Source organism: Bradyrhizobium sp. YR681 (assembly GCF_000282615.1).
Lineage (GTDB): Bacteria > Pseudomonadota > Alphaproteobacteria > Rhizobiales > Xanthobacteraceae > Bradyrhizobium.
This window is the reverse complement of record NZ_AKIY01000048.1, coordinates 1-22,898: the sequence shown is the minus strand read 5'-3', so window position 1 is coordinate 22,898 and position 22,898 is coordinate 1. Positions and strand designations below refer to the sequence as shown.

Annotated in this window: 27 protein-coding genes; 19 read left to right on the top strand and 8 right to left on the bottom strand. The window is 63.7% G+C overall.

All coding sequences use genetic code 11. The features are described 5' to 3' along the window. On the bottom strand, positions 1-147 hold the full coding sequence (locus PMI42_RS39970; RefSeq protein WP_008131914.1) for a hypothetical protein: 147 nt from the start codon (positions 145-147) through the stop codon (positions 1-3). Positions 148-216: 69 nt separating this feature from the next. Then, positions 217-381, bottom strand: coding sequence for a Flp family type IVb pilin (locus tag PMI42_RS06850; RefSeq protein ID WP_008131913.1), 165 nt, complete (start codon positions 379-381; stop codon positions 217-219). A gap of 267 nt (positions 382-648) precedes the next feature. Between PMI42_RS06850 and PMI42_RS06845 the strand changes: the two genes are divergently transcribed. The 4 genes from PMI42_RS06845 (at position 649) to PMI42_RS06830 (ending at position 3,600) form a co-directional block, all read left to right on the top strand. Then, entirely contained in the window at positions 649-1,476 is an 828-nt protein-coding gene (locus PMI42_RS06845; RefSeq protein WP_008131911.1) for a sterol desaturase family protein, read from the top strand. A gap of 145 nt (positions 1,477-1,621) precedes the next feature. Next, positions 1,622-2,119, top strand: a complete 498-nt coding sequence (locus PMI42_RS06840; protein ID WP_008131909.1) for a pilus assembly protein N-terminal domain-containing protein — start codon at positions 1,622-1,624, stop codon at positions 2,117-2,119. Positions 2,120-2,369: 250 nt separating this feature from the next. Continuing rightward, positions 2,370-2,948 (top strand): TadE/TadG family type IV pilus assembly protein, encoded by a 579-nt coding sequence (locus PMI42_RS06835; protein WP_008131906.1) that lies wholly within the window; start codon positions 2,370-2,372, stop codon positions 2,946-2,948. Positions 2,949-3,021: 73 nt separating this feature from the next. Next, complete coding sequence (locus PMI42_RS06830; protein WP_008131895.1) at positions 3,022-3,600, top strand: TadE/TadG family type IV pilus assembly protein; 579 nt, start codon at positions 3,022-3,024, stop codon at positions 3,598-3,600. Positions 3,601-3,733: 133 nt separating this feature from the next. Here the strand turns inward: PMI42_RS06830 and PMI42_RS06825 are convergent, their stop codons facing one another. The 3 genes from PMI42_RS06825 to PMI42_RS06815 all read right to left on the bottom strand — a co-directional run bounded on the left by PMI42_RS06825 (position 3,734) and on the right by PMI42_RS06815 (position 6,100). Beyond that, positions 3,734-3,946 (bottom strand): cold-shock protein, encoded by a 213-nt coding sequence (locus tag PMI42_RS06825; protein ID WP_008131892.1) that lies wholly within the window; start codon positions 3,944-3,946, stop codon positions 3,734-3,736. A 268-nt stretch (positions 3,947-4,214) separates the two neighbouring features. Further along, on the bottom strand, positions 4,215-4,502 hold the full coding sequence (infA, locus tag PMI42_RS06820) for a translation initiation factor IF-1 (protein ID WP_008131890.1): 288 nt from the start codon (positions 4,500-4,502) through the stop codon (positions 4,215-4,217). Positions 4,503-4,525: 23 nt separating this feature from the next. Next, positions 4,526-6,100, bottom strand: coding sequence for a DEAD/DEAH box helicase (locus tag PMI42_RS06815; RefSeq protein WP_008131889.1), 1,575 nt, complete (start codon positions 6,098-6,100; stop codon positions 4,526-4,528). Between the two features lie 481 nt (positions 6,101-6,581). Here PMI42_RS06815 and urtA point away from each other — a divergent pair, with 481 nt between their 5' ends. From urtA to PMI42_RS06740, 15 genes are all read left to right on the top strand, one after another. Next, complete coding sequence (gene urtA / locus PMI42_RS06810) at positions 6,582-7,904, top strand: urea ABC transporter substrate-binding protein (protein WP_008131887.1); 1,323 nt, start codon at positions 6,582-6,584, stop codon at positions 7,902-7,904. 82 nt (positions 7,905-7,986) lie between these two features. After that, entirely contained in the window at positions 7,987-9,594 is a 1,608-nt protein-coding gene (urtB, locus tag PMI42_RS06805) for an urea ABC transporter permease subunit UrtB (RefSeq protein ID WP_008131884.1), read from the top strand. Then, positions 9,591-10,760 carry an urea ABC transporter permease subunit UrtC gene (urtC, locus tag PMI42_RS06800; RefSeq protein WP_008131880.1) on the top strand — a complete coding sequence of 390 codons (1,170 nt, stop codon included), beginning with the start codon at positions 9,591-9,593 and terminating at the stop codon, positions 10,758-10,760. The genes urtB and urtC overlap by 4 nt, the downstream gene beginning before the upstream one ends. A 5-nt stretch (positions 10,761-10,765) precedes the next feature. After that, on the top strand, positions 10,766-11,527 hold the full coding sequence (gene urtD, locus PMI42_RS06795; protein WP_008131879.1) for an urea ABC transporter ATP-binding protein UrtD: 762 nt from the start codon (positions 10,766-10,768) through the stop codon (positions 11,525-11,527). A gap of 3 nt (positions 11,528-11,530) precedes the next feature. Continuing rightward, on the top strand, positions 11,531-12,226 hold the full coding sequence (gene urtE, locus PMI42_RS06790; protein ID WP_008131878.1) for an urea ABC transporter ATP-binding subunit UrtE: 696 nt from the start codon (positions 11,531-11,533) through the stop codon (positions 12,224-12,226). Positions 12,227-12,263: 37 nt separating this feature from the next. After that, positions 12,264-13,094 (top strand): urease accessory protein UreD, encoded by an 831-nt coding sequence (locus PMI42_RS06785; RefSeq protein ID WP_008131877.1) that lies wholly within the window; start codon positions 12,264-12,266, stop codon positions 13,092-13,094. A 24-nt stretch (positions 13,095-13,118) separates the two neighbouring features. Continuing rightward, positions 13,119-13,421 (top strand): urease subunit gamma, encoded by a 303-nt coding sequence (locus PMI42_RS06780; RefSeq protein WP_007605424.1) that lies wholly within the window; start codon positions 13,119-13,121, stop codon positions 13,419-13,421. A gap of 9 nt (positions 13,422-13,430) precedes the next feature. Continuing rightward, positions 13,431-13,736: an urease subunit beta gene (locus tag PMI42_RS06775; protein WP_008131873.1), complete on the top strand. Its 306-nt coding sequence runs from the start codon at positions 13,431-13,433 to the stop codon at positions 13,734-13,736. A 6-nt stretch (positions 13,737-13,742) separates the two neighbouring features. After that, entirely contained in the window at positions 13,743-14,222 is a 480-nt protein-coding gene (locus tag PMI42_RS06770; protein WP_035964738.1) for a hypothetical protein, read from the top strand. 1 nt (position 14,223) lies between these two features. After that, positions 14,224-15,939, top strand: a complete 1,716-nt coding sequence (gene ureC, locus PMI42_RS06765) for an urease subunit alpha (protein WP_008131871.1) — start codon at positions 14,224-14,226, stop codon at positions 15,937-15,939. Between the two features lie 142 nt (positions 15,940-16,081). Continuing rightward, on the top strand, positions 16,082-16,381 hold the full coding sequence (locus tag PMI42_RS06760; protein WP_008131870.1) for a putative quinol monooxygenase: 300 nt from the start codon (positions 16,082-16,084) through the stop codon (positions 16,379-16,381). A 14-nt stretch (positions 16,382-16,395) separates the two neighbouring features. Then, on the top strand, positions 16,396-17,025 hold the full coding sequence (locus PMI42_RS06755; RefSeq protein WP_035964736.1) for an urease accessory protein UreE: 630 nt from the start codon (positions 16,396-16,398) through the stop codon (positions 17,023-17,025). Further along, the gene (locus PMI42_RS06750) at positions 17,006-17,734 is read left to right on the top strand and encodes an urease accessory protein UreF (protein ID WP_081502880.1); all 729 of its coding nucleotides are present in this window, start codon (positions 17,006-17,008) and stop codon (positions 17,732-17,734) included. The genes PMI42_RS06755 and PMI42_RS06750 overlap by 20 nt, the downstream gene beginning before the upstream one ends. A gap of 38 nt (positions 17,735-17,772) precedes the next feature. After that, positions 17,773-18,396 (top strand): urease accessory protein UreG, encoded by a 624-nt coding sequence (ureG, locus tag PMI42_RS06745; RefSeq protein WP_008131868.1) that lies wholly within the window; start codon positions 17,773-17,775, stop codon positions 18,394-18,396. A 296-nt stretch (positions 18,397-18,692) separates the two neighbouring features. Then, positions 18,693-20,351 carry a CHASE domain-containing protein gene (locus PMI42_RS06740; RefSeq protein WP_008131866.1) on the top strand — a complete coding sequence of 553 codons (1,659 nt, stop codon included), beginning with the start codon at positions 18,693-18,695 and terminating at the stop codon, positions 20,349-20,351. 11 nt (positions 20,352-20,362) lie between these two features. Here the strand turns inward: PMI42_RS06740 and PMI42_RS06735 are convergent, their stop codons facing one another. The 3 genes from PMI42_RS06735 to PMI42_RS06725 form a co-directional block, all read right to left on the bottom strand. Beyond that, positions 20,363-20,971, bottom strand: a complete 609-nt coding sequence (locus tag PMI42_RS06735; protein ID WP_035964733.1) for a TetR/AcrR family transcriptional regulator — start codon at positions 20,969-20,971, stop codon at positions 20,363-20,365. Positions 20,972-21,057: 86 nt separating this feature from the next. Then, positions 21,058-22,200, bottom strand: coding sequence for an OpgC domain-containing protein (locus tag PMI42_RS06730; RefSeq protein ID WP_008131862.1), 1,143 nt, complete (start codon positions 22,198-22,200; stop codon positions 21,058-21,060). A gap of 185 nt (positions 22,201-22,385) precedes the next feature. Continuing rightward, entirely contained in the window at positions 22,386-22,841 is a 456-nt protein-coding gene (locus PMI42_RS06725; protein WP_008131860.1) for a hypothetical protein, read from the bottom strand. Between the last annotated feature and the right edge of the window lie 57 nt (positions 22,842-22,898).

Sequence of the window (22,898 nt, the reverse complement as noted above, 5' to 3'; positions counted from 1 at the left end):
TTACCAGAGGCTGGCAATGCGCGCAGTGAGCGCGAGCGTCGCAAGCAGCAGGGCAAGGCAGACCCAGTAGGCCGGCGAGCCGGCCTGTGCCGTCTCGGCCTCGCGCGCCGCAATCGCGGCATCGAATCTGTACCTGGGTAACGCCACTGGAACTCGCCGCACTCAAAAAACAAAGGCCCCGGAGGTCCGGGGCTTTTGCCGTCGTTGGCCGTTCGCTTACTTCAGCGAGCTGCTGATCGAGCCGAACTTGGCGTTCAGCGTGGTGCCGAGGTTGTTGACGACGGTGATGATGGCCAGCGCGATGCCGGCGGCGATCAGGCCGTATTCGATGGCGGTGGCGCCGGATTCATCCTTGGCGAAACGCGCAATCAGGTTCTTCATGAACAAAACTCCATCTGGGTTGGATCGCCTCGTTCGGCGCTGTCTTTGACGCGATGACCATGAGAGCCGAGCTCTTTCGGTAGAGTTAATTCGATCGTGCAAAGCCGCTTCCTGCGCGATGCTTTTGCCCAGAGTGAATTTCGCCTTAAGGCGCCGGCAGCAATTCGGTTCGGTTCCGGATCGGCCGCAAGCGCAGTGCCGGCTTCATCCTCCCTTAAATTTCACGGAGTAGGCATAGCATTCAGCTATTGGTGAAGAGAGGCGACGATGTCGAGCCTGCCCATGCAAGTCGCCCTGATGCTCGGCGAGACCATCGTGAAGGTGGTCCCCGTGACGTTCGTGCTCGCGCTGATCTTCACGGCGCTCGAGCATTTCTGGGCCTGCAATCCCGGAGTGCCGTGGTGGCGCAAGCGGGAGATCGTCACCGACATCTGCTACTGGTTCTTCGTTCCGGTGTTCGCCCGCACCATGCGGATCGGACTCCTGATCGTCGGTGCGAGCCTCGTCTTCAACATCCATGACGCCGACGATCTCATCGCCTTCTACGACAATGGCCACGGCCCGCTGGCGCAATTGCCGCTCTGGATGCAGGCCGTGCTGTTCCTGGTCCTGTCCGATTTCATGCTGTACTGGCTGCACCGGCTGTTCCACGGTGGCGGGTTCTGGAAGTACCACGCGATCCATCACTCCTCGGAGGAGATCAGCTGGATCTCGGCGGCCCGTTTCCATCCCGTCAATCTCGTGCTCGGCACGATCGGGGTCGACGTCGTGCTGCTGATGGCCGGCATCTCGCCGAACGCGATGGTCTGGATCGCCCCGTTCACGACCTTCCACTCGGCCTTCGTGCACGCCAACCTGAACTGGACCTTCGGGCCGTTCCGTTATGTGCTGGCGACGCCGGTATTCCACCGCTGGCACCACACCTCGCTCGAAGAGGGCGGCGACACCAATTTTGCCGGGACGTTCCCGATCTGGGACGTGCTGTTCGGCACCTTCCGCATGCCGGAGGGGAAACTGCCGCAGGATTACGGCAAGGACGAAGCGACCATGCCGAAGGAAATCGCGGGCCAGCTCGCCTATCCGTTCCGCCGCTAGAGAATGATCCGGAATACGCCAGTCCGTTCAAACAATAGTCGGCGAATTTGCGGAACGTTCACGAATTGAGGGCAGGTTAGCGGGGTCGGGCACCGGCTCCGCCGTATCTGCTTCTGCCGGTTTGTGACGTCCCGGGGGTAAGAGTATGCGTAAACAAGTACTGCGCCATCATGCGCGCGTCTGTCTTCTGGTTGCCGCCGCGGTGCTGGCATCGCCGGCTGCTGGCCTTGCCGAATCCTCCGCCGAGACCATCGCCGTCAATGTCGACCAGGCCAAGCTGGTCCGGCTGCCCGGCAAGGTGGCGACCATCGTGGTCGGCAATCCCCTGATCGCCGACGTCACGCTCCAGCCCGGCGGCATGATCGTCGTGACCGGGAAGGGCTACGGCGCCACCAATTTCATCGCACTCGACCGGAGCGGCGAGATCCTGGTCGACCGCCAGATCCAGGTCGAAGGTCCGTCCGACCGGCTGGTCACGGTCTATCGCGGGGTCGAGCGCGAGTCCTACAGCTGCCTGCCGATTTGCCAGCGCCGCGTGACGCTGGGCGACAGCGACAATTTCTTCAACACCACGATGAGCCAGGCCGGTTCGCTGAGCAGCACTGCCAGCGGCAATGCCGGTGCGGGCGCCAAACCCAACTAGCGAGATCAACGGCGGGCTTGCCCGGGGCGGATCGTACGATCCGTCCCGGTCACGCTACATGTGCGAGCAGGAGCGCCCCTCGCGGCGCGCCTCTGGCGCGGGCCTTTTGCGCGGCGCCCCCGGGATCGTTCTTGGTTAACGCGTCCTTGACGGTGCGGTCCGGCGGGTGCGGATCGCCTGAAACACTTAAACAATCAGTTTCCGCTATTGAACTGGGCAGATGACCGCCGCTACCGGGGAATTTGACGCGATGCCATCGCCTGCACCTTCGAGGTTCACGCTCCGGAAAGCGCTTCGCCGGTTTCGCGGCAGCCGCCGCGGCTCCGCCGCCGTCGAGTTCGCGCTGGTCGCGCCGATCTTCTTTGCGCTGCTGTTCGCCATCATCGAGACGGCGATCATGTTCTTCGCGAGCCAGGTGCTCGAGACCATCACGCAGAATTCCGCGCGCGTGGTGCTGACCGGCCAGGCGCAATCGGGTTCGGTGACGGCCTGCGCGGTGTCCGGCGTCAGCACGCCCTGCACGCAGACGACGTTCAAGACCTATGTCTGCAGCCAGATCCCGGCGCTGTTCGACTGCAACAGTCTCTATGTCGACGTCACGAGCTTCTCGTCATTCTCGGCGGTGACGCTGTCGAGCCACATCAACGGTTCGGGAAATTTCGACACGAGCATGGGCTACAGCCCGGGCAATGCGGGCGACATCGTGGTGGTGCGGCTGTTCTACCAGTGGCCGCTGTTCGTCACCGGGCTCGGTTACAACATCTCAAATCTCACCGGCAACAAGCGGCTGCTGGTGGCTACGGCCGCGTTCAAGAACGAGCCTTACTAGAGCGTGATCCGGGAAAGTATGCAGCGGTTTTCCGAGAAGATCATGCTCAGGGAATAGGACAACGGATCGGGCGATGCAGGCGATTGCGAAATTCTGGCGGGCGACGCGTCTTAGCGCGTACGAATTCCTTGCCGACGGCAGAGGCCTTGCGGCCACCGAATTCGCGGTGATCGTGCCGCTGATGCTGGTGATGTTCTTCGGCACGGTCGAGTTTTCCTCGGCGGTGGCGATCGATCGCAAGGTGACGCTGATGGCGCGGACGCTGTCGGACCTTACCTCGCAGTCGACCTCGGTCGGCGACACCGACATGACCAATTTCTTCGCCGCCTCGACCGGCATCATGACGCCCTATGCCACCGCCACGGTGTCGGCGACGATCACCGAACTCTATGTCGATCCCTCGACCTTGCTGGCGCACGTGCAATGGAGCAAGGGATCGGTGCCGCGGACGCAGAAGTCCCTGGTCACGATTCCCACGACGCTTGCGATCGGCGGCACCTATCTGATCTTCAGCGAGGTCAGCTACACCTACACGCCGTCGGTGGGCTATGTGCTGAAGAACGCGATCACGCTGAGCGACGTCGCCTATACGCGCCCGCGCCAGTCCACGTGCGTGTATTACAGCCCGGATACGGCCTGCACGACCTACTGAGCGCACGCGCCGCTTTGGACATGAAAAAGGCCGTGCGTCGCGCACGGCCTTTTCGTTTTGCTTGCTGGCCTCAGCCGATCGGGCGAAGGTCCCAAAGGCCGTGCGTGACGCGCAGCCTTTGCGTTCCGACGGCTCAGCCGGCGGAGCGAAGGTTGTCCGCTGCCGACTTGCCGGAACGACGATCGGCCACGATCTCGTAGGAGAGCTTCTGGCCTTCGCGCAGCGTGCCGAGACCGGCGCGCTCGACGGCACTGATGTGAACGAAGACGTCCTGGCCGCCATCGTCGGGCTGGATGAAGCCGAAGCCCTTGGTCGCGTTAAACCACTTCACGGTTCCCATGCTCATGGGGTAGTCCCTTCTCAAATACACAATGTCAGAGCCCGCTTGCGCAGGCAGGTTAGATCGAATTTTTGGAAGGGTCGTCAGCGTGTCTGAACCGGCTGTACCGGTGGATGCTAATGTCGTCCGGCCGAAAATCGATTAGCTTATTTTATGGGAAACAGGGGCTCGAAACAATCCTGACGCGCACGATTTTTTGATCCGCCGCGATATACGCGACGGATCAGCATACAGGTCAGAATTCTACTTCCGTCACCGACGCGCTGGAAGTGGATCAGCGGCGGCGGAACTGGCCACCCCGCTGCCCCGGACGAGGGGGGCCACCCACGCCACTGGGGCGTTCGTCCTTGTGGCGGAAAATCAGCCGGCCCTTCTCGAGGTCATAGGGCGACATCTCCACCGTCACGCGGTCGCCCGCGAGCGTCTTGATGCGGTTCTTCTTCATCTTGCCAGCAGTGTAGGCGACGATCTCGTGTCCGGCATCGAGCTGCACGCGGTAGCGCGCGTCGGGGAGGATTTCGGTGACCAGTCCTTCGAACTGGATCAGCTCTTCCTTAGCCATTGATATCTCCAGGTCGGGGACGGCTAGTGCGAATGGGGTTTGCGGGTCGGTTGGCCAATCGGCCGACTCTCGCGGCGCAAAAAGGCAACGCCTTGTATCCCATCAGGCTTGCCAGCGCTATGCGCGGGACGCTGTTCCGACCGTTCGGTTTGCGAATGTCCCGTATTATTAGCGCCGGAGCGGCGGCGGCGAGAGCCCTTCGAGGCGTTGCCGGGCCGTCCGTCAACATGGCGCGCGTCGCCATGCCGGCTTTCGCCGGGCCGTCCTTCGCCCTGCTTGCCGGCGCTGTGGTGACGTCCGTCGGCATGCCTTTCGTCGGTCCGTCGTCCGTCACCGTGACGCGCACCTTGCGGACGCTGGCCCGGGCGGCCGGGGCGGCCCTGTCGCTGCTGCTGCGGGGGAGGGCCCGCATCGCGGCGGCCGGCGTCGGTGCGGAGATCCTCGCGCGGCAGTGCCACCTTGATCAGCCGCTCGATGTCGCGGAGATAGGCGAACTCCTCGCCACCGGCGACCAGCGAGATCGCGGTGCCCTCGGCGCCGGCGCGTGCAGTGCGGCCGATGCGGTGCACATAGGTCTCGGGCACGTTGGGCAGGTCGAAATTGATGACGTGGGTAATGCCGTCGACATCGATGCCGCGGGCGGCGATGTCGGTGGCGACCAGCGTGCGGATTTCACCGGAGCGGAATTGTGCCAGCGTGCGCTCGCGATGGTTCTGCGACTTGTTGCCGTGGATGGCGCTGGCGGCAATGCCGGCCTTCTCGAGCGTCTTCACGACCTTGTCGGCGCCGTGCTTGGTGCGGGTGAAGACCAGCGCGCGGTTGACCTGCTCCTGCTTCAGGAGCTTGGCGAGGAACGCCGGCTTGGCGGAGAAGTCGACCTGGATGATGCGCTGGTTGATCCGCTCCGCGGTCGAGGAGACCGGGGTCACCGCGACGCGGGCGGGATCGCGCAGCATGGCGTCCGCGAGTTCGGCGATGTCCTTCGGCATGGTGGCCGAGAAGAACAGCGTCTGCCGCCTGATCGGCAGCTTGGCGACGATCTTCCGGATGTCGTTGATGAAGCCCATGTCTAGCATGCGGTCGGCTTCGTCGAGCACGAGGAATTCGACGCTTCCAAGCTTCAGCCCGTTGCTCTGCACGAGGTCGAGCAGGCGGCCGGGGGTGGCGACGAGAACGTCGACGCCCGGCATCAGCGCGCGAACCTGGCGGCCCATCGGCACGCCGCCGATGGCGAGGGTCGAGGACAGGCGGATGTGGCGGCCATAGGCATTGAAGCTGTCGAGGATCTGGCCGGATAGTTCGCGGGTCGGCGAGAGCACCAGGACGCGGCAGGTCTTGGGCTGCGGCTTGATGCGGTTTTCGAGCAGGCGATGCAGGATCGGCAGCGCGAAGGACGCGGTCTTGCCGGTGCCGGTCTGGGCGATGCCGACGACGTCGCGGCCGGTCAGCGCCGTGGGAATGGTCTGGGCCTGGATGGGGGTTGGGGTGACGTAATTCTCTTCGGCGAGAGCACGTGCGATCGGTTCGGCGAGGCCGAAGTCCTGAAACGAAGTCAAAAGAGGGGTTCTTTCCATGTCAAAAGCGGGCGCCCGGCGCATTCGGCGCGGCGCGCGCAAAAGGGTGTCGAGAAGACACCTGCGTGTTTGGGGTGTCGATGGCTTGGGAGATATGGGGCAAGCCAGAGGCCCGGAGGGGCTTAAGAACACGCGGCTCGCAACGACCCCTTGATTCGCAAGAGGTCTCGGACACTCATATGGAACATCGAAGGGGCGCTTTCAAGGCAAGTTCGCCCCAAACGGCGTTTGCGGTGCAGAAATAGTTGTGCCGGAAATTTAGACAGAGGTGCCATTTTGCTCAAAAAATGGCCTGTGTGCCGCATTGGTGTCCATTTTATTCGCCCAAGCTTTGGGCAATGAGACCGTGGCGAAACTTTGATTTCTGCCAGATTTCGTAATGGAGACAAAGGCTTATCGTGGCCCGCGCCCATGGCATGGTTCTTGCGATTCCGTTAATCGCAGGCGGCCGTGGGGCCGTTTCGCAGCGTCTTTTTCACGTCTGCGTCAGGGAGATGATACAAACATGCTTAGCAAATCCACACACGATATAGCGGCGTCATTTAGCCGCCGCGGCGTGCTCGCCGCGACCGCCGGACTGATGCTCGGTCTGGCTTCATTGACCGGCGCAAAGGCCGCGGACGACACCATCAAGGTCGGCGTCCTTCATTCTCTCTCCGGCACCATGGCCATCAGCGAAACCACGCTGAAGGACACCATCCTCTTCCTGATCGACGAGCAGAACAAGAAGGGCGGCGTGCTCGGCAAGAAGCTCGAAGCCGTCGTCGTCGATCCCGCCTCGAACTGGCCGCTGTTCGCCGAAAAGGCCCGCGAGTTGATCACCAAGGACAAGGTCTCGGTCGTGTTCGGCTGCTGGACCTCGGTGTCGCGCAAGTCGGTGCTCCCGGTGTTCAAGGAGCTGAACAACATCCTGTTCTACCCCGTGCAGTACGAGGGCGAAGAGTCCGAGCGTAACGTGTTCTACACCGGTGCTGCGCCGAACCAGCAGGCGATCCCCGCCGTCGACTATCTGATGAAGGACGAGAAGGTGAAGCGCTGGGTGCTCGCGGGCACCGACTACGTCTATCCGCGCACCACCAACAAGATCCTGGAAGCCTATCTGAAGTCGAAGGGTGTCGCCCAGGAAGACATCATGATCAACTACACGCCGTTCGGTCATTCCGACTGGCAGACGATCGTGGCCGACATCAAGAAGTTCGGCTCGGCCGGCAAGAAGACCGCGGTGGTCTCGACCATCAACGGCGACGCCAACGTTCCCTTCTACAAGGAGCTCGGCAACCAGGGCATCAAGGCCAAGGACATCCCGGTGGTCGCGTTCTCGGTGGGTGAGGAAGAGCTCGCCGGCATCGACACCAAGCCGCTGCTCGGCCATCTCGCCGCCTGGAACTACTTCCAGTCGATCAAGTCGCCGGAGAACGAGAAGTTCATCAAGGCGTGGCAGGCCTACACCAAGAATCCGAAGCGCGTGACCAACGATCCGATGGAAGCGCACGTGATCGGCTTCGACATGTGGGTCAAGGCGGTCGAGAAGGTGAAGTCGACCGATCCGGACAAGGTGATCGACGCTCTCCCGGGCATCGAAGCCAAGAACCTGACCGGCGGCACCTCCAAGATGCTTCCGAACCACCACATCACCAAGCCGGTGTTCATCGGCGAGATCAAGGCGAACGGTCAGTTCGACGTGGTCTGGAAAACCCCGGGTCTTGTCGCGGGCGACGCCTGGTCGAAGGAGCTCGACGGCTCCAAGGACCTGGTCGGCGACTGGGTCGGCAAGAAGTGCGGCAACTTCAACACCAAGACCAACAAGTGCCTCGGCTCCGGCTCCTGATCCGGATCTGAAGGCTTATCGCACGATGGGAGGAGGCGGCTATTCCGCCGCCTTCTCCCCACGTCTGCCGGGGTGATTCACAGTGCCAACCAATTTGTCCGCCCGTCTCTGCACCTTTGTCCTTTCGCTGTTCCTGATCGCGTTCGCACTGCCGGCCTTTGCCGGTCCGTTCGAGGATGCGGTCGCCAAATTCGCCAACGATGATTATTCCGACACGGAAGAGGCGATCGGCGTGGTCGCGAGCAGCGGCAACAAGCTGGCCTTCCCCATCATCAGCGCGCTCCAGGACGGCCGCCTCATGGCCGATCCCGACAGCAAGAAAGTGTACGTCACCGGTGCCGACGGCAAGTCGATCGATGCCGCAACCGGCGAGCCCGTCGCCAGCGTGCCCGACAGTGCCAGCGCAGTGCGCCTCAACAACCGCCTGCGTCGCAGCGTTGATGCCGCCATCGGCAGCCTGACGCTCCAGTCGCCGGAAATCGGGACGCGCCTCCAGGCCGCGCAATCCGTCTTCAAGTCGCATGAGGAGACGGCGCTCGAGGCGGTCGATGGCGCGCTCGCCAAGGAAACCAACAAATCCGTCAAGGCCGCGCTCGGCGACGCCCGCGCGGCCATCCTGCTGTTCAAGTCTGATGCCACCGAGGTCGAGAAGCTCGAGGCCGTCGCCACCCTCAAGACGCGCGGCGACCAGGAGGCGCTGGCGCTGCTCACCGGCATGGGCGACCAGCCGGCCTCGGTGACCAAGGCTGCCGCAAGCGCGATCGGCTCGATCCAGTCTTCGCTTGCGGTCTGGTCCGGCGTGCAGAATGCATGGTACGGCCTCTCGCTCGGCTCGGTGCTGCTGCTGGCCGCGATCGGGCTCGCCATCACCTTCGGCGTGATGGGCGTCATCAACATGGCCCATGGCGAGATGGTGATGTTAGGGGCCTACACCACCTTCGTGGTGCAGGAGGTGATCCGCACCCGTTATCCCGCATTGTTCGACTATTCGCTGCTGATCGCGGTGCCGCTCGCCTTCCTCGTCGCCGGCGCGATCGGCGTGCTGATCGAGCGCAGCATCATTCGCTTCCTCTACGGCCGGCCGCTGGAGACGCTGCTGGCGACCTGGGGCCTGTCGCTGGTGCTCCAGCAGGCGGTGCGCACCATGTTCGGCCCGACCAATCGCGAGGTCGGCAACCCCTCCTGGATGAGCGGCGCCTTCGAACTCGGCCAGATCACCATCACCTATAACCGGCTCTGGATTCTCGTCTTCACCCTCGCCGTCTTCGCGATTTTGCTGGCGATGCTGCGCTACACCGCGCTCGGCCTGGAGATGCGCGCGGTGACGCAGAACCGCCGCATGGCGGCCTCGATGGGCATCGCGACCTCGCGCGTCGACGCGCTGACCTTCGGCCTCGGTTCGGGCATTGCCGGCATCGCCGGCGTGGCGCTGTCGCAGATCGACAATGTCAGTCCCAATCTCGGCCAGAGCTACATCATCGACAGTTTCATGGTCGTGGTGTTCGGCGGCGTCGGCAATCTCTGGGGCACGCTGGTCGGCGCCTTCACGCTCGGCATCGCCAACAAGTTCCTGGAGCCGGTTGCCGGTGCCGTGCTCGGCAAGATCGCGATCCTCGTTCTCATCATCCTGTTCATTCAAAAGCGGCCGCGCGGCCTGTTCGCGCTCAAGGGCCGTGCGGTGGAAGCATGACCCCTCACATGCTGACGCGATCGCTGGACCGCAGCGCGACGATCTTCCTCGCCGTCGTCGCGGCCTGCGGTATCCTCATCCCGCTCTCCAACCTGCTGCTGCCCGCGGGCTCGTTCCTGCAGGTGCCGACCTATCTGGTCGCGCTCTGGGGCAAATATGTCTGCTACGCCATCCTGGCGCTTTCGATCGATTTGATCTGGGGCTATTGCGGCATCCTCTCGCTCGGCCATGGCGCGTTCTTCGCGCTCGGCGGCTACGCGATGGGCATGTATCTGATGCGGCAGATCGGCACCCGCGGCGTCTACGGCAATCCGCTCCTGCCCGACTTCATGGTGTTCCTGAACTATTCGAAGCTGCCCTGGTACTGGTATGGCTTCGACATGTTCTGGTTTGCGGCGCTGATGGTGCTGGTCGTGCCGGGCCTGCTTGCGTTCTGCTTCGGCTGGCTCGCCTTCCGCTCCCGTGTCACCGGCGTGTATCTCTCCATCATCACGCAGGCGATGACCTATGCGCTGCTGCTCGCCTTCTTCCGCAACGATTTCGGCTTCGGCGGCAACAACGGCCTGACCGACTTCAAGGACATCCTCGGCTTCAACGTTCAGGCCGAGGGCACCCGCGCAGCCCTGTTCGCATTGAGCTGCCTGGCGCTGATTGTCGCCTTCCTGATCTGCCGCTCCGTCGTGTCCTCCAAGCTAGGCAAGGTGCTGATCGCGATCCGCGATGCGGAATCACGCAGCCGGTTCCTCGGCTACCGCGTCGAATCCTACAAGCTGTTCGTGTTCACACTCTCGGCCTGCATGGCCGGCGTCGCCGGCGCGCTCTACGTGCCGCAGGTCGGCATCATCAATCCGTCCGAGTTCGCCCCGGGCAATTCGATCGAGGCGGTGATCTGGGTCGCGGTCGGCGGCCGCGGTACGCTGGTCGGCGCCGCGCTCGGCGCCGTCGTGGTCAACTACGCAAAAACGCTCTTCACCTCGGGAATGCTCGCGCCGTACTGGCTGTTCATGCTGGGCGCGCTGTTCATCCTGGTGACGCTGCTGCTGCCCAAGGGTATCGTCGGCACCTTCAATGCATGGTGGGATCAGTCGAAGGAGAAGCGCACCGCGGCGATCTCGGCGAGCGCTGCGGCCGAAGACGGCGTCACTGAACCGAAGATGGCGGAGTAGCGGTCATGAACGTCATGGATACCCGCGCAACGTCCGCCATGCTCTATCTCGACGGCGTACACGTCTCGTTCGACGGCTTCCACGCCATCAACAATCTGTCGCTGACGCTCGCGCCCGGCGAGATGAGGGCCATCATCGGCCCGAACGGCGCCGGCAAGACCACGATGATGGACATCATCACCGGCAAGACCAAGCCCGACGAGGGCACGGTGCTGTTTGACGGCGTCACCGATCTGACGCGCCTCGACGAGACCCGCATCGCCGAGCTCGGTATCGGCCGCAAATTCCAGAAGCCGACCGTGTTCGAGAGCCAGACCGTGCAGGACAACCTCCTGCTCGCGCTCAATGTCGACCACTCGGTCCGCGGCACGCTGTTCTGGCGCGGCAGCAAGCCGGAATCGGAGCGCATCGACAAGGTGCTGGAGACGATCCGCCTCACCGATGCCCGCGACCGCCTCGCCGGCAGCCTCAGCCACGGCCAGAAGCAGTGGCTCGAGATCGGCATGCTGCTGGCGCAGGACCCGAAGCTCCTCCTCGTCGACGAGCCCGTCGCGGGGATGACCGACGTCGAGACGCATCTCACGGCTGAGCTGCTGAAAGAGATCAACAAGACCCACACCGTGATGGTGGTCGAGCACGACATGACGTTCGTGCGCGAGCTCGGCGTCAAGGTGACCTGCCTGCACGAAGGCACGGTGCTCGCGGAAGGAGCCATCGACCAGGTCTCGTCCAACGAGCGGGTCATCGAAGTCTATCTGGGGCGCTGAGCAATGCTTGAGGTCAAGGACATCAACCTGTTCTACGGCGCCGCGCAGGCGTTGCGAGGCGTCTCCATTGCCGCAGAGCCCGGCAAGGTCACCTGCGTGCTCGGTCGCAACGGCGTCGGCAAGACCTCGCTGCTCCGCGCCATGGTCGGGCAGTACCCGATCTCCTCGGGCGCGATCGTGCTCGACGGCAGCGACATCACCGGGCTCAAGCCCTATGAGCGCGCCCGCAAGGGCATCGGCTTCGTGCCGCAGGGCCGCGAGATCTTTCCGCTGCTGACGGTCGAGGAGAACCTCAAGACCGGCTTCGGTCCGCTCAAGCGCGAGGACAAGCACATTCCGGACGACGTGTTCTCGCTGTTCCCGGTGCTGCAATCCATGCTCGGCCGGCGCGGCGGCGATCTCTCCGGCGGCCAGCAGCAGCAGCTTGCGATCGGGCGCGCGCTGGTGATGCGGCCGAAACTGCTCCTGCTCGACGAGCCGACCGAGGGCATCCAGCCATCGATCATCAAGGACATCGGCCGCGCGATTTCCTACCTGCGCAACCTCGGCAACATCGCCATCGTGCTGGTCGAACAATATCTCGACTTTGCCTGCGAACTCGGCGACAGTTTTGCCGTGATGGATCGTGGCGCGGTGAAGTTCTCCTGCGATCGGTCCAATCTCGACCCGGCCGAAATCAGCCGCCAGATGGCGCTGTAGGCCGGAAAAATCCTGCCGCGACCGGCTGGGGAGACGGATGCGCAGCGACGCTTTGGCGACATCTTCGGTATTCGAGGCCAATCGCGCCCGCGGCGCCGTCAGGTTCGACGTGCACGCCCGCGACGGGGTGACGCGGCGCGGTGCCTCGCACGAGTCCGGTTCACTCCGCGTTCGCTTCCCCTCGCCGGAAGATCAGGGCCTGTCCGGCGTGTTCGTCAACACGGCGGGCGGCGTTGCCGGCGGCGATCGCTTCGAGATCGAAATATCAGCGGCCGAGGGCTCGCGCCTGACAATGACCACGGCTGCGGCCGAAAAGGTTTATCGCGCGCCCGGCGCGGCGGCGCAGATCAATATTGCCTTGAAGGCGGGCGCAGGCGCGCATCTCGGCTGGCTGCCCCAGGAGACGATCCTGTTCGATCGCGCCCGGGTCCATCGTCGCTTCGACATCGAGCTCGATGACACGGCCTCGCTCCTGCTTTGCGAGATCGTCGTGTTCGGCCGCACCGCCATGGGCGAGCGGATGGAGCAGGGCGAGTTCGTCGACCGCTGGCGGCTGCGTCGCGGCGGCAGGCTGGTGTTCGCCGAGACCGTCAGGCTCGACGGCGATATCGGCGCAAAACTTGGCCGGTCCGCGATGGCCAAGGGCGGCGCGGCGATCGGCACGGCCCTGATCGCGCCCGGCGACGAGGCCCTGATCGAACGCATCCGCGAGGCGTCGGACTCGTTCTCCGGCGAGGTCGGGATATCCGCCTGGAATGGATTTGCAATGGCGCGGTTCTGTGCCCAAGATGCGGCGCGCTTGCGCGCCGACATGATGGCCGTGCTGGCGCGCACCGGTGCGGCGCTGCCGCGGCTCTGGTTGAATTGAAGTGTTGAACGGAAGAGATTTCGCATGAACCTGTCTCCCCGCGAAAAGGACAAGCTTCTGATCTCGATGGCGGCGATCGTGGCCCGCCGCAGGCTGGACCGCGGTGTCAAGCTCAACCACCCCGAGGCGATCGCGATCATCTCCGACTTCATCCTCGAAGGCGCGCGCGACGGCCGCACCGTCGCCGAGCTGATGCAATCAGGCGCGCAGGTGCTGACCCGCGACCAGGTGATGCCGGGAATTCCGGAGATGATCCACGACATCCAGGTCGAGGCGACATTTCCGGACGGCACCAAGCTCGTCACCGTGCACGAGCCGATCAGGTAGGAGCGAAGAATGATCCCCGGCGAACTCTTCATCCAGGACGGCGAGATCGAACTCAATGCCGGCCGCAAGACCGTGACCTTGACGGTCGCCAACACCGGCGATCGCCCGATCCAGGTCGGCTCGCACTACCATTTCTTCGAGACCAACCCGGCGCTGAAATTCGACCGCAAGAAAGCCCGCGGCATGCGCCTCGACATCGCCGCCGGCACCGCCGTCCGCTTCGAACCCGGCCAGACCCGCGACATCCAGCTCGTTGCGCTCGCGGGGAAGAAGACCATCTACGGTTTTCGTGGCGACGTGATGGGGAAGCTGTGAGGATCAATGGCTAGCGCCGATTTCGTTGAGCAATACATAATGGAAGAGATGAAGGTTGCTCAAGCTCGCATGAGCGCCGATATCGACGCCATGAATCGGTACGAGGTGTATGCTGTAACCCTTGTTGGAGCGATTCTGGCGCTGATCTTCCAGTACAAGATTGTCGATCGCAGCGTTCTTCTCGTAGTTACCGTCCTTCCAGGATTGGTCGGGATTTACGGGCATTTCCGATGCAGAGCGCATGCGAATCTTGTCAAGAGGTACAACGAATATCTACTAAAGATCGAATCGTCCTTGAAATCCCGGGATGATCGATTTGTTGGCTTCGCCACGGCGAACCAGACTAGTGAAATCAGAAGTTACATCAAAACTGTACGGTCTTCATTTTGGGTCGCGATTATTGCGATTTCTATTGGCCTTACAATCGCGACGCAATTGGCACCAGCTTGGCTCGCGAACTCCGTAACCGTTAAATCGGGAGCCTGATGTGTCCGTCAAGATAAAGCGTTCCGTCTATGCCGACATGTTCGGTCCGACCACCGGCGACAGGGTGCGGCTGGCCGACACCGATCTCATCATCGAGGTCGAGAAGGACTTCACCACCTACGGCGAAGAGGTGAAGTTCGGCGGCGGCAAGGTGATCCGCGATGGCATGGGGCAGTCGCAGGTCACCAACAAGCAGGGCGCGGCCGACACCGTCATCACCAATGCGCTGATCGTCGACCATTGGGGCATCGTGAAGGCCGACGTCGCCATCAAGGACGGCATGATCGCGGCGATCGGGAAGGCCGGCAATCCCGACATCCAGCCGGGCGTGACCATCATCGTCGGCCCCGGCACCGACGTGATCGCAGGCGAAGGAAAAATCCTCACCGCTGGCGGCTTCGACAGCCACATCCATTTCATCTGCCCGCAGCAGATCGAGCACGCGCTGATGTCTGGCGTCACCTCGATGTTAGGGGGTGGCACCGGCCCGTCGCACGGCACCTTCGCCACCACCTGCACGCCCGGTCCCTGGCACATGGGGCGGATGATCCAGTCGTTCGACGCCTTCCCGGTCAATCTCGGCATTTCCGGCAAGGGCAATGCCTCGCGGCCCGCAGCCCTGGTCGAGATGATCAAGGGCGGCGCCTGCGCGCTGAAGCTGCACGAGGATTGGGGCACCACGCCCGCCGCGATCGACAATTGCCTGTCGGTTGCGGATGACTACGACGTCCAGGTCATGCTGCATTCCGACACGCTGAACGAATCCGGCTTCGTCGAGGATACCATCAAGGCGTTCAAGGGCCGCACCATCCACGCCTTCCACACCGAAGGCGCCGGCGGCGGTCACGCCCCTGACATCATCAAGGTCGCAGGGCTCAAAAATGTGCTGCCGTCCTCGACCAACCCGACGCGCCCCTTCACCCGCAACACCATCGACGAGCATCTCGACATGCTGATGGTGTGCCACCACCTCGATCCCTCGATCGCGGAAGATCTGGCGTTCGCCGAAAGCCGCATCCGCAAGGAGACCATCGCGGCCGAGGACATCCTGCACGATCTCGGTGCGCTCTCGATGATGTCCTCGGATTCGCAGGCGATGGGCCGCCTCGGCGAGGTCATCATCCGCACCTGGCAGACCGCCGACAAGATGAAGAAGCAGCGCGGCTCGCTGCCGCAGGACAAGGGCAAGGACAACGACAATTTCCGCGTCAAGCGCTACATCGCCAAATACACCATCAATCCCGCGATCGCGCACGGCGTGTCAAAACTGATCGGCTCGGTCGAGAAGGGCAAGCTCGCCGATCTCGTGCTGTGGTCGCCGGCCTTCTTCGGCGTCAAGCCGGACTGCATCGTCAAGGGCGGCATGATCGTCGCAGCGCCCATGGGCGATCCCAATGCCTCGATCCCGACGCCGCAGCCGGTGCACTACCAGCCGATGTTCGGCGCCTTCGGCAAAGCACGCACCGCATCCTCCGTCGTGTTCACCTCGAAGGCCGCGATCACCGGCGGTCTTGCGCGAAAACTCGGTATCGAGAAGAAGCTCTATGCGGTCCAGAACACCCGCAGCAAGATCTCGAAGAAGAGCATGATCCACAACGACGCCACGCCCAATATCGAGGTCGATCCGGAGACCTATGAGGTGCGCGCCGACGGCGAACTGCTCACCTGCGCGCCGGCCGAGGTGCTGCCGATGGCGCAGCGATATTTCATGTACTGAAATAGCGCCTCAACGCATGTCCCCGGCGGCAGGTCCCATTGCATGCCCGGGGGTGGCTTTTCCGGTTTTGCGTTCGGTCCCGCCTGGTCTAAGGTCCCGCCCGGTATCGTAACCCTTAGAAGAAAAGCCGGGAGGATTTCTCGTGATCTACGTCGTCGCCACCCTGACCATCAAGCCCGAGACGCGCGCCGAATTCATTGCAGCCGCCACCGCCTGCATCAAGGAGACGCGGAAGGAGCCCGGCAATATCGCCTATGATCTGCACGAGAGCGTCACCGATCCCACAAAGATGGTGTTCGTCGAGCAGTGGGAAAATGCCGAGGCACTGGTGCCGCATCGCGGCCAGGAGCACATGAAGACTTTCGGCCGCGTCGCGGTGAAGTGCTTCACGGCACCACCGAAGATCGAGGTGATCACGCCCGAGAAGGTCGAAGTACGGTAACAGGATAACAGCGCATGATCCGGGCGACGCAGGTCAGTGGACAACACCGCTTCACGGAAACGCCGGCCGATACGGTCGTGCTCGATTTCGACGATCGGCACCGCCGCCGCATGGCGATGACGGGGACGCGGGGTCTGAATTTCCTGCTCGACCTGGAGAACGCCGTCGCATTGCGCGGCGGCGATGCGCTGGTGCTGGAGGACGGCCGGCTGGTCGAGGTGGTTGCGGCACCCGAGCCGCTGCTGGAGATCCGCGGCCGCGATCCGCACCACCTCATCCGCGTCGGCTGGCACCTCGGCAACCGCCATCTGCCGACGCAGATCATGGCCAAGGCCCTGCGCATCCGCCGCGACCACGTCATCGAGGCCATGGTGAAGGGTCTTGGCGCGCGCGTGGTCGAGATCGAAGCGCCGTTCGATCCCGAAGGCGGCGCCTATGCCGATGCCGGTCATGCGCACGGCCACGATGACCATGCGCATCATGATCACGGCCATCACGACCACGGTCACCACGATCATCACGGCCACGAACATCATGATCATGCCGCGCATGATCATGGGCACGATCACCACCATCACCACGACGGGCATTGCGACCATCCCGACCATCACCACGGCCACAAGCATGCTCATGACCACAAATGAGCCGGTCGCGGCCTGCGACCTCGCCGGGCGCGAGGCGGCGGCGCTGTACCGGCTGATGACCTGGCTGTCGCCGGCTTTCCCCGTCGGCGGCTTCTCCTATTCCAGCGGCATCGAATGGGCGGTCGAGGCGGGTGATATCACCGACGTCGCGACGCTTGCGGATTGGCTCGATGCGATGCTGGGTGATGGCTCCGGCTTCTGCGATGCGACCTTCCTGGTCCACGCCTATCGCGCCGCCGAGGCCGGCGAGGAGGCGTCTTTAAACGATGTCGCCGAACTCGCCGCCGCGTTTGTGCCGTCGCGCGAGCGTCAGCTCGAGACCACCTCGCAGGGCCGCGCCTTCATCGACATCACCCGTGCGGCGTGGGATGCGGAAGGTCTGGATGCCATGGTCGCGGCATGCCGCACGCCACTGGTCTATCCTGTTGCCGTTGGCGTGGTCGCCGCGATGCATGGCGTGCCGCTGGCGCCGACGCTGCACGCCTTCCTGCATGCGCTGGTCTCGAACTGGATTTCCGCGGCGAGCCGCCTCGTTCCGCTCGGCCAGACCGACAGCCAGCGCGTGCTGGTGAGGCTGGAAGCCGCCGCCGCCGCGACAGCCCATCGTGCGCTGAATGCGACACTGGACGATCTCGGCAGCGCAACATTCCGCGCCGATCTCGCCAGCCTGCGGCACGAGACGCAATATACGCGGCTGTTCCGCTCGTGAGCGGCCGGCGTTCAACTCATCAAGAGAGAGCAAGCCACATGTCGAAATCTCACGGTCCCCTGCGTGTCGGCGTCGGCGGCCCCGTCGGATCGGGCAAGACCGCGCTGATGGACCTGCTCTGCAAGACCATGCGCGAGCGCTATGACATCGCCGCGATCACCAACGACATCTACACCAAATGGGATGCGGAATTTCTGGTGCGTTCGGGCTCGCTGACGCCGGACCGCATCGCCGGCGTCGAGACCGGCGGCTGCCCGCACACCGCGATCCGCGAGGATGCCTCGATGAACCTCGCGGCGGTCGCGGACATGCGCGCGAAATTCCCCGGCCTCGACCTCGTGCTAATCGAGTCCGGCGGTGACAATCTCGCTGCCACTTTTTCCCCGGAGCTGGCCGACCTCACCATCTACGTCATCGACGTCGCCGCCGGCGACAAGATCCCGTCCAAGGGCGGCCCCGGCATCACCCGCTCCGATCTCCTCGTCATCAACAAGATCGATCTCGCCCCCCATGTCGGCGCATCCCTCGAAAAGATGGACACGGACGCCAGGCGCATGCGCGGCGAGCGCCCCTTCGTCATGACCAACCTGAAGAAGAGCGAGGGGCTCGACCGTATCGTCGGCTTTATCGAGGCCAAAGGTGGACTGAAACGGGCAGGCTGACCGACGCGACGACTTGGCGCAGACGTTTTTGCCGTTAATGCCTGGGGCAGAGCGGCAATCGCGGAACAAAATTCGGACATGGCGCTTAATTATCTTCGGCGCCCGGGGCAAATCGGCCCCGGCCGGACGATCGGCCGGCGGATTAAGCTTTTCAGGCGACCCAAGTTGCGTACTGATGTCTCCTCCTTCATTATCTTCGCCACTGGGGTTCACCCTGTTTCGGCACATGGCCGTTCGAGCGGCGTTCACATGCTCCGTGTCTATTGCCGATCTCTTGCTTCCGCCTGAGTAGTCGCGTGGTCCGGCTGGGATTCATCATCGGTTTCATCGCTCTGCTCGGAGTCTTGCTCTCCGGGCTGGCGGCTTATCGTGTCCATGACCAGGAGCTGGCGCTGGACCGGATCGCGCTGGCGCGCGCGATCGACGTCCATGCGAGCCTGGTCCAGGACCGGCTCACCGAGCGCGAGCTGCTCGCGCGCGTCGCCTCAGGCCTGTTCCGCGCGCCGTCGGTGCTCAAGCCCAACATGCTGGAGCCGCTGCGCTCGGCGATCTACGCCTTCAAGACCGATTTCGTGGTGGCCGGCTGGGTCGCCCGGCTCCAGCCGAACGAGCTCGCCGCGGCGCAGGCCGCGATCGCGGCTGCCGGCTTCCCGAAACCCGAGATCCGCGACTATGGCGACAAGCCGATCGCGCCGGCAAGCCTCACCCAGCCGATCGACGTGCTGATGGACCTCGAGCCGCGCAGCGACGAGACCAAGGCGCTGCCCGGACGCAGCTATGACCAGGACCCGGTGCGCAGCGCGATGCTCGCCCGCGCCAGGATCGAGAAGAGGTCGGTCGCCTCCGACCCGGTGCCGCTGCTGCGCTCGAACGGCGCGGTCGGCATCATCGTGGCGGCCCCGGTCATTCCCGAGGGCGCGACCGAGCCTGTCGGCTTCATCACGTTTTCCTATGAGCTCGCCTCGCTGATGCTGACCAATGACGACTTGTCGTTATTTTCGGTCGCGCTGAAGGATCCGCGCAGGGACGGTAGCGAACTCGTCGCCAACGACCAGGGCGTCGTCTCCGCGCGCATGACCGCGGCCGACGGACCGGCGCCCTCGGCGACGCGCACCGTAAGCTTCGGCGGACGTGACTGGCAGCTCGGTTATTACGCGAAGACCAATTCGGCACGGCGCGCCGAGCAGACCGCAATCATCGTGGCCGCGATCGGCTTTGCCATCACCGCGATGGTGTGCGGCCTGTTCGGCTATGTCGCCTACAACAATTTGAGGCTCAGCCGCGAAATCCAGGTGCGGATCGGCTTCGAGCGGCGTCTGACCGCTGTCATCGACGAGCTCAATCACCGGGTCAAGAACATCCTTGCGGTGATCCAGTCGATCGTGACGCGTACCCTGCGCCACGGCTCGGATATCGATGTCGCGCGCGAGCTGCTGATCGGCCGTATCCACGCGATGTCCAATGTGGTCTCGCTGCTCAGCGAGAGCCAGTGGCAGGGCGTCAAGCTGAAGGGCCTGTTCGAGGCGCGCGCCATTCCCCATGCGGATCGCATCGCCGTCACCGGTCCCGATATCTCGGTCAGCGCGCGTGCGGCGCAGAGCCTGTCGCTGCTGTTCTTCGAGCTCGCCTCGCATTCCGACGAGGGCCTGTCGCTGGTCGGCAAGCATCCGCACATCACCGCCAACTGGACGGTGACGGGCGAGAAGTCGGAGGAGGTCTTCCACTTCCGCTGGGAGGAGTTCAACACCAGCGAGGCGACACGCCGGCCCGATTCCGATTTCGGCCTGATCCTGCTCGACCGCGTCGCGCCCGAGGCGCTCGGCGGCACCGCCAAGCGCTATTTCACCGACGTCTCCTACGTCTATGAATTGACCGCGCCGATGGAGACGGTGGTCGACATGACCGAGCGTGACCGCACGGAAAAGCTCTCGCAGCCGGTGAAACCGGTACGATAGATGGCGCGCTTCTAGCCTTTCGGCCGCAACACCAGATCGACCAGGTTGCGTGCGTAGGCCGTCGTGATCGGCGCGATGCCGAAGACGTAGCGATAGAACAGGCTGCCATAGATCGCATCGTAGAGATCCTCAGGCGCCGCTTCGGTCTTGACGCTGCCGTCCTTCTGGCCCGCTGCGATCATCTCCACCAGCGCGTCGCGGCGGAATTGCAGATAGCGCGCGTAGAACAGCTCTGCCGAGCCGGTCTTCGAGATGCATTCGGAGATGACGGCGAGCTGCACCTTGCCGAACTCGCCCTGGAGCGCCTCGGCATAGGCGGCAGCATGGCGGCGCGCACGCGCCGCGGCCGTGCCGGAGCTCGCCGGCGGCAGCGGCAGCATCTGGGCGGCATGGTGGAGAAAGGCGTCGATCAGCAGCGCTTCGCGCGACGGCCACCATTTGTAGATCGTCATCTTGGAGACGCTGGAGTAGCGCGCGACGGCGTCGATGGTGGTGACCGCAAGGCCGTTGGCGGCCATCAGCGCATAGGCGCTTTCGAGAATGGCGTTGGTGGTCTCGATCGATCGCGGCCGTCCGCGCCGGGGCGCGCTCTCTGTCTCGTCACCCCCGCCTTTCGCCATCGCCAAACCCGGTCTCCTCACGCAGAGTCCCGGCATAGCGCAGCCACAGTCTTCGGCCTAGCAGAATCGCACGATTATTTGGCCGGCTAGGCCTGCTGCCGCAGCGCCGCAGGCAAGTCCTGCCGCTTCGACCAGGCGATGTAGTAGGCGACCGCCGTCATCGCGGCGAAGCCGACGACACTCACCGCGATCTGCATCGCCACCAGGTTCGGCCCCGTGATCAGGATGAGATGACCGGCAAAGGACAGAAACACGCCGACACAGAACACTGCGAGCCATTCCTCGCCGCACGTGATCACCGCCTGAAGCGGCCGCCATTTCAGGCCGGTATGATCGGCCGGAATGAGGTGGGTGGCGACGAAGGCGAGGGCAAGGAAGTGAAGCACGCGATAGGGCGCGAGATTTTCCTTGTCGGTCGGCGCGATGCCGTTGAGGAACTGATCCGGCAAATAGGCCGACAGCGTCGGCGAATGGCGCATCAGGGTGACGGCCATCGCGAAGACGAGATAGGCGCCGGCGAGGATTCGCAGCCAGGACATGCCGTGCAGCACGCGTCCGGGCGCGCCTGTCACGGCGAACCAGCCGCCCAGCACCATCAGCATCTGCCAGCACAGCGGATTGAAGGTCCACTCCTGGTCCGGATAGACCCGGAAATTCCAGTCGAACCAGCGCGCCGCGACGTACAGCGCGACCGATGCCGCCAGCGTCAGGTTCGGCCGCCGCAATAGCCCCCACAGCGCGAACGGAAAGAAGGCCATCAGCGGGATCATCAGTTGCAGCAGGTCAAGGTTGAGCGGCTCTTCCTGCAGCACGAGGCCGCGGACCAGGATGCGCAGCGGGTGCTCGAGAATGCCGGAGATGTTGTATTCGTGGATGATCTCCGGCGCCATCGATTGCGAGGCGACATAGGCGATGGTGTCGATATAGATCACGAACAGCACGACATAGGCGGCGTAGAGCCGCCAGACCCGGCGGAAGATGCGGGTCGCCGCGACGACGTAGCCGCGCTCGAGCGCCATCCGGCCGTGGATGACGGCGACACCATAGCCCACCACGAACACGAACAAATCGGCCGCGCCGCTGAAGCCGAAATTGCGCAGCGTCAGCAGATTGACCACGTTGTTCGGGATGTGATCGACGAACACCGACCAGTTGGCGATGCCGAGCGTCAAATACAGCCGGGCGTCGTGATGGAATGCGGCGAGGTTCGCCTTGACGGACGGTTTCATGAGTAAAATAGCTTTGGGAATCAGGGTGGTGCTTTTAGCGGCAACCGCCTGCCTATCCGAGTAGCGTTTGCGTGAGTGGGGCCGAAATTGCCCGATCTGGCGAAAAATTGCGCACGAACGCTGGATTGAATTCCCGCAGAATCGCTTGTTTTGCCGTCGACGAAATAATCTTAGCGCTTTGACTGCTATTCGGCAGGCTCAGCCGACGCCTCGTCGGGGACACCGGCGCGGCTCGCCATGATTCCAAGCGCGACGCCGCCGATCGCGAGGATCGGCAGCAGTCGCTTGATCCCGATGGCACGAACGATCTGAAGGCCGGTGGCGAGCAGCATGGGGTCAGCGAGCGCACTCGAGGCCGCCGACCTTGCGGCGCGTTCGGCGGCGATCCGGGCGCGCTTCTGCATCTCCCGCTTGTAGCCCCAATAGCTGCCCGCAGCGGTGAGCGTCAGCAGAAAGAAGATGCCGGCGCCGGCCAGGCAAGCTTCCACAGGACCATATTTCTGAAGGACCGAGATGAAGGCCGCGGCGCAGAGGAAGCAGGTCGTGATGAACAATGCGAACGCGGCGCCCGCGGCGAGCGAGGTCAGCCGGACCGTGGTGCCGGTCGAGGCACTGATCCCGTCGATGATGCGCTGAAACATGGCCTTGCTCCTCGGGTCCCCACAAGCCTGTTCGTCACAAGCCGATATCGGCGGGGC

Excerpts from the sequence above, each read along its gene's own strand:
- PMI42_RS06825 (WP_008131892.1), bottom strand. The coding sequence starts at position 3,946 with ATGAGCATGGGAACCGTGAAGTGGTTTAACGCGACCAAGGGCTTCGGC.
- PMI42_RS06850 (WP_008131913.1), bottom strand. The coding sequence starts at position 381 with ATGAAGAACCTGATTGCGCGTTTCGCCAAGGATGAATCCGGCGCCACC.
- PMI42_RS06840 (WP_008131909.1), top strand. The coding sequence starts at position 1,622 with ATGCGTAAACAAGTACTGCGCCATCATGCGCGCGTCTGTCTTCTGGTT.
- PMI42_RS06770 (WP_035964738.1), top strand. The coding sequence starts at position 13,743 with ATGGCTAGCGCCGATTTCGTTGAGCAATACATAATGGAAGAGATGAAG.
- PMI42_RS06730 (WP_008131862.1), bottom strand. The coding sequence starts at position 22,200 with ATGAAACCGTCCGTCAAGGCGAACCTCGCCGCATTCCATCACGACGCC.
- PMI42_RS06750 (WP_081502880.1), top strand. The coding sequence starts at position 17,006 with ATGCTCATGACCACAAATGAGCCGGTCGCGGCCTGCGACCTCGCCGGG.
- PMI42_RS06725 (WP_008131860.1), bottom strand. The coding sequence starts at position 22,841 with ATGTTTCAGCGCATCATCGACGGGATCAGTGCCTCGACCGGCACCACG.
- PMI42_RS06780 (WP_007605424.1), top strand. The coding sequence starts at position 13,119 with ATGAACCTGTCTCCCCGCGAAAAGGACAAGCTTCTGATCTCGATGGCG.
- ureG (WP_008131868.1), top strand. The coding sequence starts at position 17,773 with ATGTCGAAATCTCACGGTCCCCTGCGTGTCGGCGTCGGCGGCCCCGTC.
- urtE (WP_008131878.1), top strand. The coding sequence starts at position 11,531 with ATGCTTGAGGTCAAGGACATCAACCTGTTCTACGGCGCCGCGCAGGCG.
- PMI42_RS06815 (WP_008131889.1), bottom strand. The coding sequence starts at position 6,100 with ATGCGCCGGGCGCCCGCTTTTGACATGGAAAGAACCCCTCTTTTGACT.
- PMI42_RS06785 (WP_008131877.1), top strand. The coding sequence starts at position 12,264 with ATGCGCAGCGACGCTTTGGCGACATCTTCGGTATTCGAGGCCAATCGC.
- PMI42_RS06830 (WP_008131895.1), top strand. The coding sequence starts at position 3,022 with ATGCAGGCGATTGCGAAATTCTGGCGGGCGACGCGTCTTAGCGCGTAC.
- urtD (WP_008131879.1), top strand. The coding sequence starts at position 10,766 with ATGAACGTCATGGATACCCGCGCAACGTCCGCCATGCTCTATCTCGAC.
- PMI42_RS06845 (WP_008131911.1), top strand. The coding sequence starts at position 649 with ATGTCGAGCCTGCCCATGCAAGTCGCCCTGATGCTCGGCGAGACCATC.
- PMI42_RS06735 (WP_035964733.1), bottom strand. The coding sequence starts at position 20,971 with ATGGCGAAAGGCGGGGGTGACGAGACAGAGAGCGCGCCCCGGCGCGGA.
- urtC (WP_008131880.1), top strand. The coding sequence starts at position 9,591 with ATGACCCCTCACATGCTGACGCGATCGCTGGACCGCAGCGCGACGATC.
- PMI42_RS06835 (WP_008131906.1), top strand. The coding sequence starts at position 2,370 with ATGCCATCGCCTGCACCTTCGAGGTTCACGCTCCGGAAAGCGCTTCGC.
- urtA (WP_008131887.1), top strand. The coding sequence starts at position 6,582 with ATGCTTAGCAAATCCACACACGATATAGCGGCGTCATTTAGCCGCCGC.
- PMI42_RS06775 (WP_008131873.1), top strand. The coding sequence starts at position 13,431 with ATGATCCCCGGCGAACTCTTCATCCAGGACGGCGAGATCGAACTCAAT.
- PMI42_RS06755 (WP_035964736.1), top strand. The coding sequence starts at position 16,396 with ATGATCCGGGCGACGCAGGTCAGTGGACAACACCGCTTCACGGAAACG.
- infA (WP_008131890.1), bottom strand. The coding sequence starts at position 4,502 with ATGGCTAAGGAAGAGCTGATCCAGTTCGAAGGACTGGTCACCGAAATC.